13 protein-coding genes are annotated in these 12,752 nt (G+C 41.1%); 7 read left to right on the top strand and 6 right to left on the bottom strand.

Translation table 11 applies throughout. The annotated features are described in order from the left end of the window. Positions 1 to 29 precede the first annotated feature (29 nt). The 5 genes from CYP05_RS06305 to waaC are packed head-to-tail and all read right to left on the bottom strand — an operon-like array spanning position 30 to position 4,509. Entirely contained in the window at positions 30 to 887 is an 858-nt protein-coding gene (locus CYP05_RS06305) for a glycosyltransferase family A protein (RefSeq protein ID WP_103642342.1), read from the bottom strand. Continuing rightward, positions 884 to 1,954 carry a putative lipopolysaccharide heptosyltransferase III gene (gene rfaQ, locus CYP05_RS06300; RefSeq protein ID WP_103642341.1) on the bottom strand — a complete coding sequence of 357 codons (1,071 nt, stop codon included), beginning with the start codon at positions 1,952 to 1,954 and terminating at the stop codon, positions 884 to 886. The genes CYP05_RS06305 and rfaQ overlap by 4 nt, the downstream gene beginning before the upstream one ends. Then, positions 1,951 to 2,655, bottom strand: a complete 705-nt coding sequence (locus CYP05_RS06295) for a glycosyltransferase family 2 protein (RefSeq protein ID WP_103642340.1) — start codon at positions 2,653 to 2,655, stop codon at positions 1,951 to 1,953. The genes rfaQ and CYP05_RS06295 overlap by 4 nt, the downstream gene beginning before the upstream one ends. Beyond that, a complete protein-coding gene (locus CYP05_RS06290) occupies positions 2,649 to 3,542 on the bottom strand; it encodes a lipid A biosynthesis lauroyl acyltransferase (RefSeq protein ID WP_103642339.1) in 894 nt (297 codons plus the stop codon). The genes CYP05_RS06295 and CYP05_RS06290 overlap by 7 nt, the downstream gene beginning before the upstream one ends. Continuing rightward, entirely contained in the window at positions 3,535 to 4,509 is a 975-nt protein-coding gene (waaC, locus tag CYP05_RS06285; RefSeq protein ID WP_103642338.1) for a lipopolysaccharide heptosyltransferase I, read from the bottom strand. The genes CYP05_RS06290 and waaC overlap by 8 nt, the downstream gene beginning before the upstream one ends. 63 nt (positions 4,510 to 4,572) lie before the next feature. Between waaC and CYP05_RS06280 the strand changes: the two genes are divergently transcribed. The 3 genes from CYP05_RS06280 to CYP05_RS06270 are packed head-to-tail and all read left to right on the top strand — an operon-like array spanning position 4,573 to position 7,525. After that, positions 4,573 to 5,583 carry a 3'-5' exonuclease gene (locus CYP05_RS06280; RefSeq protein ID WP_103642337.1) on the top strand — a complete coding sequence of 337 codons (1,011 nt, stop codon included), beginning with the start codon at positions 4,573 to 4,575 and terminating at the stop codon, positions 5,581 to 5,583. 20 nt (positions 5,584 to 5,603) lie between these two features. Next, positions 5,604 to 6,662 (top strand): NAD-dependent epimerase, encoded by a 1,059-nt coding sequence (locus tag CYP05_RS06275; protein WP_103642336.1) that lies wholly within the window; start codon positions 5,604 to 5,606, stop codon positions 6,660 to 6,662. Continuing rightward, entirely contained in the window at positions 6,659 to 7,525 is an 867-nt protein-coding gene (locus tag CYP05_RS06270) for a DNA ligase (protein WP_103642335.1), read from the top strand. Before CYP05_RS06275 ends, CYP05_RS06270 begins: the two co-directional genes overlap by 4 nt. Here the strand turns inward: CYP05_RS06270 and CYP05_RS06265 are convergent. Continuing rightward, positions 7,522 to 8,562, bottom strand: coding sequence for an LLM class flavin-dependent oxidoreductase (locus CYP05_RS06265; RefSeq protein ID WP_103642334.1), 1,041 nt, complete (start codon positions 8,560 to 8,562; stop codon positions 7,522 to 7,524). The genes CYP05_RS06270 and CYP05_RS06265 overlap by 4 nt on opposite strands. A gap of 189 nt (positions 8,563 to 8,751) precedes the next feature. Here CYP05_RS06265 and galE point away from each other — a divergent pair, with 189 nt between their 5' ends. The 4 genes from galE to CYP05_RS06245 are packed head-to-tail and all read left to right on the top strand — an operon-like array spanning position 8,752 to position 12,735. Then, positions 8,752 to 9,735: a UDP-glucose 4-epimerase GalE gene (gene galE / locus CYP05_RS06260; protein ID WP_103642333.1), complete on the top strand. Its 984-nt coding sequence runs from the start codon at positions 8,752 to 8,754 to the stop codon at positions 9,733 to 9,735. An 8-nt stretch (positions 9,736 to 9,743) separates the two neighbouring features. After that, a complete protein-coding gene (locus tag CYP05_RS06255) occupies positions 9,744 to 11,066 on the top strand; it encodes a UDP-glucose dehydrogenase family protein (protein WP_103642332.1) in 1,323 nt (440 codons plus the stop codon). Then, positions 11,063 to 11,506, top strand: coding sequence for an ecotin (locus CYP05_RS06250; protein ID WP_103642331.1), 444 nt, complete (start codon positions 11,063 to 11,065; stop codon positions 11,504 to 11,506). The genes CYP05_RS06255 and CYP05_RS06250 overlap by 4 nt, the downstream gene beginning before the upstream one ends. Beyond that, positions 11,503 to 12,735, top strand: a complete 1,233-nt coding sequence (locus tag CYP05_RS06245; protein ID WP_002939912.1) for a nucleotide sugar dehydrogenase — start codon at positions 11,503 to 11,505, stop codon at positions 12,733 to 12,735. Before CYP05_RS06250 ends, CYP05_RS06245 begins: the two co-directional genes overlap by 4 nt. The last annotated feature ends 17 nt before the right edge of the window (positions 12,736 to 12,752 follow it).

Raw genomic sequence — 12,752 nt, 5'->3', positions numbered from 1 at the left:
AAATATCAGTGAATCTTATCGTAAATTTATCATCTCCAATTCAAAAACCAAAATTTCTTTTTTATAGTATTTTCTGGGATGTTATTTCTAAACTGTTCGCTTAAAACATGCCAAGTAAAATTTAGAAATATTCTTGAATGTGCTACCATTGCACCATACTTCTTCATTTTTTCTTTTTTCTTTTCATAAATTATTTTATTTTGTGAATCATCTCTGTTTAATGAGTGATATGAGCTTTTATGGTTAACATCGTTATCGTCTCTTTCCCTGTAAAAATATTTTTTCTTTGTAATGTATTTTCTCTTAAAACCAAGTGCATCAAAATATTCAGCACAAAAGTTATCTTCATAGCCGTAGTTTCCAGCAAATTCTTCATCATAGCCAAAATATTTTAAAAAATCACCTCGGCTCATTGCATATATATTTCCTGCACCAGGATAGTTGCCTGCTACAAAACCATTTCTATGAATATGGGTACGTCTAGATTTGTAGATTTCTTTTTCTTTAAAATTATAGGTTGCCATAAATTTTAATGTGTCTTCATAAAAGATATGATCTAAGTCTGTGATTATCAATTTATCACTTTTTGCGCTTAGAACTCCTAAATTTCTTGCTCCACTTTGGTTCCATTTTATGTCTTCATTGATTTTTATCCAGCGTAAATTTAGATTGAAATCTGGTATTTCATATTTTAATGGCGAGCCGTCATCTATTATGACAAATTCCATAATATCCAGCAATTCCGGATCATATTTAGCATAAGCATTTAATAAATTTAGAACAGAGTTTATATCGTTTTGATCGCAATAAAAATGCGTAACATAGCTAAGTTTTATGTGAGAGTAGTCTCTAGTGATAAAATGGGGGGGGGTAATTAGTGATTTCATATTTCTCCTTTTAAAATTTGTTTTATCTTTTCTTTTATCTCTGGCATCTCATCGCTAAAGTCCATTAAAGTATTCTCAACACCGTGCTCTTTTATGCCCTCTTTATCGCAAGGCACAAAGCCCCAGTCCTTTTGATAGACGATGTGCTTGCCCATGCTTTGGATGCCATTTTGCGCTGTGTAGCCATTTTGCATCAAGTCATTATCCCAAGGTCCCCATTCAAAAGCTCCGCTAGGGCCAAAAAAGGCGATCACTGGCACGTCATTTGCAGCAGCTATGTGCATGATGGCAGTATCGACGCCGATAAAGAGGCTTGAGCGCTTTGAAAGGGCGATCGTTTGTTTTAGGCTTAGCTTGCCGCCTAAATTTATAGGCTCGCTTTTGCAAATTTTTAGCACGCTTGCAAGCTTATTTAGCTCATTTTCTTTGTTGTCGCTTGTTATCACGACTTTTACGCCAAGCTCGTTTTCGCAGTAGTCTATGAGCTCTGCCATGCTCTCGTCGTTTGCGCATTTAAACATCCAGCGGCTTGTTAGATGCACGTGCACAAAGCGTTTTGGTAAATTTAGATGCTCCACGCTCTCGTCTGAAAAGACGCTCACTTTTTTGCTCACTGGCTCAAAACCTAAAGCTCTTAGCGCGTTTAAATTTAGATCGACCGTGTGAGAGAAATTTTCGTAGTATTTTGCCTTTACGCTTAAAAGCTTATTTATCGCCTTGTGCTTGCCTAAAAAGCCAACTATCTTTTTGATCTTGGCGTATTTTGAGATGATGACGCCGCGGTCTCCAGTGGTTGTTTGCACCGCCATATCGTACTTCTCTTTTTTGATCGCTCTTATAAATTTTAGCTCGGTCATTAGCTTTTTAAAAAAGCCAGAATTTGCACTTTGCCTATCGTAAATGTGAATTTTATTTATGTAAGGATTGCCTTCTATCATCGCTTCTGTCCCTTTGTTTAGGGCAAAGTCGATGGTCGCGTCTGGGTAGTAGTGGTGCAAATTTTCAATGAGCGGCGTTGTCAAAAGCACGTCGCCGATGTTTCTAAATTTAATTACAAGTATTTTCATTTTATATATTTCCAAAATGTGTACTGGGCGTAAAGTCTAGCGATAATGTAGCCCACAAAGCCATCTTTAAAGCCACCTTTTAGCACATAAAGCTTAAAAAATGTCCAAGCCGGGCTTGTAAGCGCCTTTAGCAAATTTTTTTTTGCGCCCATGCTTGAGTAGCGATTTTGCTTGGCGATAAACTGCTCGACGCTCTCATACGCGTAGTGCAAGAAGTGATTTTTAAGCGCTCCAAGCCTTTGCGAGCCGTCATTTAAAACGACCTTTTCATGCACGGCTCTGCCATCAAATTTGGCAAAATTTTTGTTAAAAAGCCTCACCGTGTAGTCTGGATATAGTCCCATATTTTTTATTGCTTTGCCAAAGAAAAAATTTAGCCTAGCAACGTTGTAAGCCATAAATTTAGGCTCTTTTAGCGTGCCAATGATCTCATTTTTAAGCTCGTCTGTAATCACCTCGTCGCTATCAAGCACAAAGACCCACTCATTTTTGGCTAGATCCACGCCCTTTTGCTTTTGCGCGCCAAATCCAAGCCAAGCTTGCTCGTGAAATTTCACATTGCTAAAGCCATCACAAATTTGCCTTGTGCTATCTTTTGAGCCGCTATCAACCACGATGATCTCATCAGTAAATTTAGCGCTATCTAGCACCTCTTTTAGGTACTTTTCGCTGTTAAAAGTCAAAATGACAACACTTAGCATTTATACTCATTTTCGTAAAATCTCTTAAACCTTTGGTGAAACCAAAAGTACTCTTCTGGCCTTGCTCTAACCATCTCTTCGCACGCACTGCACTGCATCTGCGTCGCTTTTTGCACAGCATCTTCTTTATCAAATGTGCTTATATCTATTGGCTGCTCAAAGCAAATTTCATTTAAATTTTCACCTTTTTGGTAGATAAATGCGTTTATGATAAGGGCATTTGTCTTTTGAGCTAGCACGCTTGCAGCCGGCGTGTGAAGCACATCTTTGCCAAAAAACTGCACCTTTATGCCATCTTTTGGCGCGGTATTTTGATCGACTAAAATTCCTACTATTCGCCTAGCTTTCAGCGCTTTTAAGATATCTTTTGCGCCGCCATCTTTGTCGATTAGCTCCACATCAAACTGCGCTCTGTTTGCCCTTAAAATTTTATCCATGACACTGCTATCAAGCTTTCTGCCAAGCACTGAAGATGGCCCAAAATGAGCTGCGACAGCCAGACCAAATATCTCCCACTGTCCAAAGTGCGCAGTCGTGACGATGATAGGCCGGCCAGACTTCATCGCATCAAGCAAAAAGTGCTCATTTTTAAAAACAACTTGCTTAAGTATCTTTTGTTTTGTCGTGTTTTGATTGAGGATGAAATTTATACCAAGATATTTTGCAAAGTTATAGTAGCATTTTTTGGTGATTTCTAGCTTCTCTTCTTTGGTTTTTGTCTCACCAAAAGCGAGGTTTAAATTTGTCATCACGATGTGAAAACGCTTTTTTTTAAGCTTCATAAACGCAAATGCTAAAAATTTAGCAAGCATGTTTTGAAGGGAGCTTGGCAATATAAATATAAGAAATTTCAAGGTATAAAAGCCAGCTAGATAGAGCCTATCCATTTAGCAACCTTTTTGCGAAATTTGCAACCGTTTCAGGGTAAATTTCTCTTATGCAAAAGTCGTTTTTATCGATACTTCTAGCATCTATCTCCTTGCCCATATCAACAACTAAGTTTTTGTCCGTGACATAGGCATTGCGGTGGCTTGGTCGGTTGCCAAAAAGCGTGATAGAAGGCCTATTTACAGCCCATGCAAGGTGCGTTAGACCACTATCGTTGCCAATTACTAGATCGCAGCTTGCGATAAAATCTATCATATCTTTTATACTTAGTTTTTCAAGCAGTTTTGCAAAGGTGCCTGAAATGATCGCCTCAGCCCTTGCTTTTTCGCTCTCACTCCCGTAGCAAAGGTAAATTTCGCAACCTTCAAGCAGTCTGATCACATCTTTAAATTTATCATAAATTTTGCTCTCTTCGCTTGCAAAGGCAGCGATTAAAACGCGTTTTTTGCCACTTTCGTTTTTAAATTTTTTGCAAATTTCAAAGCAGGGCGATTTTTCTAAAATTTCACTTTTTTCAAAGCTAAAATTTAAGGCGTATCCAACGAGGCTTAGGTTTCTAACTATGATATTTTCGTTGTAGTCGATCTTAAATTTATGCCTATAAAGCCTGGCTGTGATCTTTTCTTTGACGCTTTCTCTGCTAAAGCCATAAATTTCTTTGCCAAGTAGTTTTGCGACGACGGCTGATTTGAAAAGTCCTTGCAGGTCGATGATCTTGTCAAATTTGCCAAGCGTTTTTATGATCTTGTAGCTCTTTTTAAAGCTCTCCTTAAGTGGCAAAATGACTAGCTCGTCGATAAGCGGATGATCTTTTAAAAGGCTTGCAAAACGGGCATCAACTAGCCACGTGATATGGGCATTTGGGCAGTGCTTTTTGATAAACTGAAGCACGATGGCTGCATGGACGATGTCCCCAAGTGCCGAAAGCTTTACGATGGCTATTTTTAGTTGATTTTTATCTTGCATTGGCTACTTTAAATATAAATTTTTGGTATGATTTTAAAAAAAAATGCTTAAAAAAGGGCTAAAATGGCGAAAAGTTACATCTGCGTCTTTGACTGCGAGACGATACCTGATGCAAATTTGATAAGAAAAATTTACGGCATCGATGGAAGCGACGAAGATGTGAGCGTGCAGGCGATGGCCTTGCAAAAAGAGGCCAGTGGGAGTGAGTTTTTGCCTGTGATGTTTCATAGAGTTGTGGCGATCTCTGCGGTGATGGCCGATGAGTACGGCAAATTTTTAAAAGTCAGCACGATGGAGGGCAAGGACGAGCGCGAGATCATCGCTAAATTTTTAAAATTTATAAATGATTATAACCCAAGGCTTGTTAGCTTTAATGGCCGTGGATTTGACCTGCCGATGCTAATGGTGCGTGCGATGCGCTACAACCTAAACGCAGCGGCATATTATGAGAGCGAAAACAAAGAGCTAAACAAAAACAAATGGGAAAATTATAGAGCAAGGTATTCGCCTAAATTTCACCTTGATTTGCTTGATTTTATAAGCGATTTTGGAAGCGTGAGAGGGCTAAAGCTCGATACGCTTTGCGCTAGCTTAAATTTACCTGGCAAATACGACGTGCACGGCGATCAGGTGCTTGAGCTATACTACGCAGGCGAGCTTGATAAGATAAACGAATACTGCGAAAGTGACGTGCTTAACACCTACTGGCTCTTTTTAAAATTTGAGCTTTTGCAGGCAAATATCTTGCAAGATGACTATGTAAATTACCTAAATGTGATGAGCGAATTTCTAGCCAAAAACTGCGCTCATAGAGGATATAGAGAGGTCTTTTGTGCCGCGATAAGTGACGAGCTAGCAAGGCTTAGCGGACAGCTAGACTACGAGATAAAGGTAGATAAAGAGGCTTTGGAATTTAGCGAATTTGATGATGTAAGGCCGATTAGCAAAGAGGAGCTAAACCGCGATATGCTGGGCGGTCTGCTTAAAAAAGCAAGCGATCTAAAGCCAAAAGAGCCAAAGAGTAAGACACTTTTTGAAGAGAAAGTGCCTGAGATAAATTTAGACGACGAATAAGTCAAAATGAAAGGAAAAATATGAAAATTTTAGTAACTGGAACAGCTGGATTTATAGGATTTCACCTTGCAAATGCCCTTGTGGCGCGCGGAGATGAGGTCGTTGGATATGACGTGATAAATGACTATTACGACGTAAATTTAAAGCTTGCACGCCTAAAAACGGCTGGCTTTGACGTGAGCGAGATAGATTACGGCAAGCTTATCACATCAAAAACGCATCCAAATTTAAAATTTATAAAAGCTGACCTCGCTGATGAAAAGACAATGAAAGAGCTTTTTGCAAAAGAGAAATTTGACGTAGTGGTAAATTTAGCCGCACAAGCTGGTGTTCGCTACTCGCTTATAAATCCAAAAGCCTACATCGACAGCAATATAACAGGCTTTATGAATATCCTCGAGTGCTGCCGCCACAATGAGATCAAAAATTTAGTCTATGCAAGCTCTAGCTCGGTTTATGGCCTAAATGAAAACATGCCATTTTCTACGCACGAGGGGGTCAATCACCCTATAAGCCTCTACGCAGCGACCAAAAAGAGCAATGAGATGATGGCGCACACTTACAGCCATCTATTTAACGTGCCAACGACTGGACTTCGCTTTTTTACGGTTTATGGACCATGGGGACGCCCTGATATGGCGCTATTTTTGTTTGTTGATGCCGCACTTAAAGATAAGAGCATCGACGTCTTTAACTACGGCAAGATGAAGCGCGACTTTACATACGTGGACGACATCGTAAAGGGCATCATCAAGTGCATCGACGACCCAGCTAAGCCAAATACAAATTGGGACGCAAAGCACCCAGACCCTGCCACTTCAAAAGCGCCGTTTAAGGTCTATAATATCGGTAACAACAGCCCAGTTGAGCTCATGGACTACATTAAGGCAGTTGAGATAAAGATCGGCCGCGAGATCAAGAAAAATTTTCTCCCACTTCAAGCAGGCGACGTGCCAGCGACATTTGCAGACGTGAGCGACTTGGTGGCTGACTTTGACTACAAGCCAAATACAAAGGTAAATGACGGCGTGGCTAAATTTGTCGAGTGGTATAGCGAGTTTTATGGCATAAAAATTTGAAATTTATAGCCCTTTTCTTAGCATTTTGCCTTAGCTTTGCCTTTGGAGAAGGGCAGGGCAAGTTTGAGCTGCTGCGCCTTAGCGAATTTAAAGATCAAAACGTCAGTGGCTGGCTAGCTAGCGAGAAGCTTGATGGCGTGCGTGCCTACTGGGACGGAGAAAATTTGCTTTCAAGGCAGGGCAAAAAGCTAAATGCACCGCTAAGTTTTACTAAAAATTTCCCAATTTTTGCACTTGATGGCGAGCTTTATGCAAAGGAGCTTAAATTTGAAGAAATCCAAGCGACCGTGATGGATAAGCTGCCAGATGAAAGGGCGTGGAGCAGGCTTAAATTTCACGTTTTTGACGTGCCAGAGGCAAGTGGCGGCTTGCTTGATAGGCTTGAAGTTTTGGCTAAATTTCTAAAAAATGAGCCAAATGACAATTTAATCATCATAAAACAGACAAAAATGCGTGATAACGCTCAGTTTTTAAAATTTACTGAAAGTATCATCGCAAAAGGTGGCGAGGGAGCAGTCGTGCGTGAGCCAAATGCGCCCTACGAGCGAAAGCGAAGCAAAAATGCACTTAAATTTAAGAAATTTAAAGACGCTGAGTGCGAGGTGATCTCTATAAACAAAGGCGGCGGCAAATACGCTAATCTTGCTGGCTCGCTTACTTGCAAAGCGCTTGGTGGCAAAGATGATAGAGAAAAAGCTGGCGAGCCAAAAGAGGGCACTATCTTTAAAATAGGCTCAGGACTAAGCGACGAGCAGCGCACAAATCCCCCAAAGATAGGCTCTATCATCACATATAAATTTCAAAATTTAACCTCTAATGGCAAGCCAAGATTTCCTATATTTTTAAGGGTTAGAGAGGATTAAATTTCGTCCGCGATCTCTTTTAACGCCCTAAAAGAGCTAAGCTGCGCCTCCTCATCAAAAATGAAACTTTGAGCCATGATCTCATCGACTTCAAGTCTATTTTGAAACTCTAAAATTTGCTCTTTAACGCTTTGTTTTGAGCCTATGAAAGAGCACGCCATCATCTCTTCGGTGACGATTCTTTCTCTATTTTTTAGCTCTATTTGCCTAAAGTCGATCGGTCCAAAATGTGGAGCCTTGGCGCCTCTTTTGCAAGAGGCAGCAAAGACCTCGTCGTTATCTTTTTTTGGTGGTTGCAAATACTCTTTTTCGCCAGTTACTACGTTTAAGAAAAACTGCGTTTGAGTAGTTGCCAAACTCTTTGCTAGCTCGTCACTTTGAGCTATTATCATGTTTGCTCCTGCGATGACATAAGGAGCAGCAAGAAAGTGGGATGGCTTGAAATTCTGACGATAAATTTCTACTGCTTTTTCTAGCGCACGTGGTGCAAAGTGCGACGCAAAGGCGTAAGGCAGCCCAAACTCAGCTGCCACGTATGCGCTATATATGCTTGAGCCAAGTATGTAGATGGGCGGAAATTTTTCAATTTTTGGATAGGCTTTTACGGCTCTTTTGGCGTTAAAATAGTCCATTAGCTCGTTTATCTGCAGGTCAAATTCTATCTCTCTAGCTCCTCGTCTAAGCACTGCGGCTGTATCTTGGTCAGTCCCTGGAGCTCTGCCTAACCCAAGATCTACGCGGTTTGCAAATATCGTCTCAAGAGTGGCATACTGCTCGGCGATAGAGTAGGGGCTGTGGTTTGGCAGCATCACACCGCCAGAGCCCACGCGCAGGCTTTTTGTGTGCTCCAAGATGTGCGCGATGATGAGCTGCGTGGCTGAGCTTGCTAAATTTCTCATATTGTGATGCTCGGCGACCCAGTAGCGCTTCATGCCGATATCCTCGGCAAAAATAGCTAGTCTAACGGCTGCGTCTATGGCAGCTTTTGCGTCACCGCCTTGCTTAATAGGTAGTAAATTTAATATCGAGACTTCCATTTTTTATCCTTTTTTGTAGATGAAGGATTATAAAGATTAAATTTAAAATAGATTGTAAGTCTATTTTAAATTTATAAAGAGAAATATCTATTTTGCAGCTTTTAGGCAAATTTTAAAAACTAACCTTGCTTTACTTTTGCTTTACTCTATTTTTGATAAAATTACACACTTTTAATGAAAGGCTTAAACTTGAAAATTTTAGTAACAGGTGGAGCTGGATACATCGGCAGCCACGTAGTAAAAGCACTTTTAAAGCAAGGCAAAGATGAGATAACCATCATCGACAATCTCTGCAAGGGCTCACAAAAAGCACTTGAGGCACTCCAAAAAATAGGAAATTTCAAATTTATAAATGCAAATTTAGAGGATGATCTAAGCGAAATTTTCGCAAATGGCAAATTTGATGCGATTATCCATTTTGCAGCGTTTATTGAGGTCTTTGAGAGCATGAGCGAGCCGCTAAAATACTATCTAAACAACACCGCAAACGTCGCAAGAGTGCTAAGATACGCAAAAACTTACAATGTAAATAAATTTATATTTAGCTCAACTGCCGCAGTTTATGGCGAGCCAGACGTGGCAGAGGTGAGCGAGACAACACCTACAAATCCGATAAATCCATACGGCAGAAGCAAGCTCATGAGCGAGCAGATCATCAAAGACTACGCCGCTTCAAATGAAAATTTCAAATTTGCGATTTTGCGCTACTTTAACGTCGCAGGCGCAGACGAGGAGGGGCTTATCGGTCAAAACTATCCAAACGCCACGCACCTTATCAAAGTAGCCGTTCAAACTGCCCTTGGTAAGCGCGAGAGCATGGGTATCTTTGGCGATGACTACGCAACAAAAGATGGCACATGCGTTAGAGACTACATCCACGTTAGCGACCTAGCAGACGCCCACATAAGCGCACTTGAGTATATCAGCCAAAATGGCAGCGAAACTTTTAACGTGGGATATGGCAGGGGATTTAGCGTAAAAGAGGTCATCGAGACCGCAAAAAAAGTAAGCGGAGTAAATTTTAAAGTGCTAAACGTGCCAAGAAGGGACGGCGACCCAGCTATCCTAATCTCAAACGCAAGCAAACTACGCTCGCTAACAAGCTGGAAGCCAAAAAGAGACGATCTGGCGCTCATCATAAAAACCGCCCTTGAGTGGGAAAAGAGAATTTAAGGATAAGCATGAAAATAGCAGTAATCGGAACTGGATACGTTGGACTAGTAAGTGGCGCATGCTTTGCTAAGATGGGCAACAGCGTGATCTGCGTCGATGTCGATAACAAAAAGATCGAGGCGCTAAAAAATGGCGTCGTGCCTATATATGAGCCAGGGCTTGCTGATATCGTGAGTGAGTGCTATAAAAATGGCTCGCTTAAATTTAGCACGCAGATAACCGAGGCGCTAGAGCATGCAGATGTGCTATTTATCGCAGTTGGCACACCTATGGGCGCTGATGGACAGGCGGATTTAAAATACGTCCTCTCAGTTGCAAAATCTATCGGAGAAAATTTAAGCAAACCGCTAATAGTTGTCGATAAATCAACCGTTCCAGTGGGCACTGGAGCTAAGGTGCACGAGGTGATCGAGACTGAGCTTAAAAAGAGAAATGTAGAGGTTAAATTTGAAGTCGTCTCAAACCCAGAGTTTTTAAAAGAGGGCGCGGCGGTCGAGGACTTTTTAAAGCCAGATCGCGTTGTTATCGGAGCTAGCAGCGAGTGGGGCTTTAGCGTGATGAGAGAGCTTTATGAGCCATTTATGAAAAACCACGACAGGCTCATTTGTATGGACGTAAAATCAGCTGAGATGACAAAATACGCTGCAAATTCGATGCTGGCAACCAAAATAAGCTTTATAAACGAGATAGCAAATATCTGCGAACGCGTAGGCGCTGATGTAAATTTAGTTAGAAAAGGCATCGGCAGTGACTCAAGGATCGGATATAGCTTCATCTACCCAGGCTGCGGATATGGCGGTAGCTGTTTTCCAAAAGACGTCGAGGCGCTCATCTACACAGCTAGACAAAATGGCTTTGAGCCAGAGCTTTTAAACGCGGTCGAGTCAAGAAATAAGGCTCAAAAAAGAGTTCTATTTGATAAAATTTATAACTTCTTTGGCGGCGATCTAAAGGGCAAGACGATCGCACTTTGGGGGCTTGCGTTTAAGCCAAATACCGATGATATGAGAGAGGCTAGCTCGCTAACTTTGATAAAGCTTTTAGACGAAGCTGGCGCAAAAGTGGTCGCTTACGATCCAAAAGCAAGCGAAGAAGCTAAAAAATATATGCCAAATTTAGATGTAAAATATGCTAAAAATAAATATGATGCTCTTGATAACGCCGATGCTATGGTGCTTGTGACAGAGTGGAGCGAGTTTAGATCGCCTGATTTTATGGAGATCAAAGAGAGACTAAAAAATGCTGTCATATTTGACGGACGCAACCAGTATAACGCTAAAATTTTAGCTGAACACGGCTTTAAGTATTTTCAGATAGGTGTCAAAGCGTGAAGCAAATTTTATCTCTCATGGCTTGTTTATTGCCTTTTACGCTTTTAGCTAGCGATGAGGCAGGCAAAAGTGAAGCAAAGATGCAAGAGCAGGTTTTTGAGCTGCCCATCTCAAAGATGCCACATGATTATTTTAAATATGAAGTTGCATTTTTTAAAGAGGTGCAAACGGATTGTGAATTTGCTATGCTAGAGGGCGGACATTTAGATAAAAAAGAGGATAAAAGCGGGGTTTATTATGAATTTAGCGCAGAAGATGTGCCGCTTAAGCCTTGCAATGGCAAAAATAAAAAGAGGCAAATTTATTATGAATTTACTCAAATTTTGCCTGGCATTAGCCCCATTAAGATCGTAACCCCACAAGGCGTGGGCGCAGAGATAAGAATTTATGAACGTGTAGAAATAATAAAACCAAAAATTTTAAAAAGGAAAGAGAAATGAAAATAGCAGTAGTAGGACTTGGATATGTGGGACTTCCACTAGCAGCAGCTTTTAGTGAAAAGTACGAAGTAGTCGGCTTTGACGTAAATGCAAAACGTATAGAAGAGCTTAAAAGTGGTTATGACAGAACGCTTGAGCTTAGCAACGAGCAGATGAAAAAAGCGATCGATAATGGCATGAAATTTAGCCTAAATTTAGATGACATCAGAAGTTGCAACTTCTTCATCGTAACCGTCCCAACTCCGATAGATAAGAACAAACGCCCTGATCTAACTCCAGTGGTAAAAGCGACTGAGAGCGTGGCAAAAGTGCTTAAAAAAGGCGACATCGTTGTCTATGAAAGCACCGTTTATCCAGGCGTTACAGAAGAAATTTGCGTGCCACTTCTTGAAAAGAGTGGGCTTAAATTTAACAAAGACTTCTTCTGCGGCTACTCTCCAGAGCGCATAAACCCAGGTGATAAAGAGCACACAGTGACAAAGATCAAAAAGATCACAAGTGGCTCAACTCCAGAGATCGCAGACAAGGTCGATGAAATTTACCGCTCTATCATCACAGCTGGCACTCACAAAGCTTCAAGCATCAAAGTAGCAGAGGCTGCAAAGGTCATCGAAAACACTCAGCGCGACATTAACATCGCCTTTATAAACGAGCTTGCGATGCTCTTTGAAAAGCTTCACATCAACACTATCGACGTGCTTGAGGCTGCAGGTACTAAGTGGAATTTCTTAAATTTCCGTCCAGGACTAGTTGGCGGTCACTGCATCGGCGTAGATCCATACTACCTAACTCACAAAGCTCAAGAGGTAGGCTACAACCCTGAAATGATCCTAGCAGGTCGCCGCATCAACGATGATATGGGCAGATACGCAGCCGATCAAGTGATAAAACTAATGATAAGAAAAGGCGTGCTTATCAACAAAGCGCGCGTGCTTGTTCTTGGTATGACATTTAAAGAAAACTGCCCAGATATAAGAAATTCTCGCGTTATAGACGTGGTTGATGAGCTAAAAGACTTTGGCTGCAAGGTCGATGTGACTGATCCTTGGGCTGATAGCGCTGAGGTAAAACACGAGTACGGCTTTGATCTAGTAAAAGAGTATAACCTAGACGACTACGACTGCATCGTGATCGCCGTAGCTCACAATGAATTTAAAAAGCTCAACCTAAAAGGCCACTTGGTTTATGATATAAAAAATATCTACCCAGAGGCTGACGCTAGGCTGTAAGTGAAGGTTTTTTTAAA

The sequence above is a fragment of the Campylobacter concisus genome, from assembly GCF_002913545.1.
GTDB lineage: Bacteria > Campylobacterota > Campylobacteria > Campylobacterales > Campylobacteraceae > Campylobacter_A > Campylobacter_A concisus_AV.
Note: the sequence above shows the minus strand (reverse complement) of the source record. Positions and strands in the feature narration are given on the sequence as shown.

Bases quoted from the DNA above. Each gene is read 5' to 3' on its own strand.
- CYP05_RS06305 (WP_103642342.1), bottom strand. From the start codon at position 887: ATGAAATCACTAATTACCCCCCCCCATTTTATCACTAGAGACTACTCT.
- rfaQ (WP_103642341.1), bottom strand. From the start codon at position 1,954: ATGAAAATACTTGTAATTAAATTTAGAAACATCGGCGACGTGCTTTTG.
- CYP05_RS06295 (WP_103642340.1), bottom strand. From the start codon at position 2,655: ATGCTAAGTGTTGTCATTTTGACTTTTAACAGCGAAAAGTACCTAAAA.
- CYP05_RS06290 (WP_103642339.1), bottom strand. From the start codon at position 3,542: ATGGATAGGCTCTATCTAGCTGGCTTTTATACCTTGAAATTTCTTATA.
- waaC (WP_103642338.1), bottom strand. From the start codon at position 4,509: ATGCAAGATAAAAATCAACTAAAAATAGCCATCGTAAAGCTTTCGGCA.
- CYP05_RS06280 (WP_103642337.1), top strand. From the start codon at position 4,573: ATGGCGAAAAGTTACATCTGCGTCTTTGACTGCGAGACGATACCTGAT.
- CYP05_RS06275 (WP_103642336.1), top strand. From the start codon at position 5,604: ATGAAAATTTTAGTAACTGGAACAGCTGGATTTATAGGATTTCACCTT.
- CYP05_RS06265 (WP_103642334.1), bottom strand. From the start codon at position 8,562: ATGGAAGTCTCGATATTAAATTTACTACCTATTAAGCAAGGCGGTGAC.
- CYP05_RS06255 (WP_103642332.1), top strand. From the start codon at position 9,744: ATGAAAATAGCAGTAATCGGAACTGGATACGTTGGACTAGTAAGTGGC.
- CYP05_RS06245 (WP_002939912.1), top strand. From the start codon at position 11,503: ATGAAAATAGCAGTAGTAGGACTTGGATATGTGGGACTTCCACTAGCA.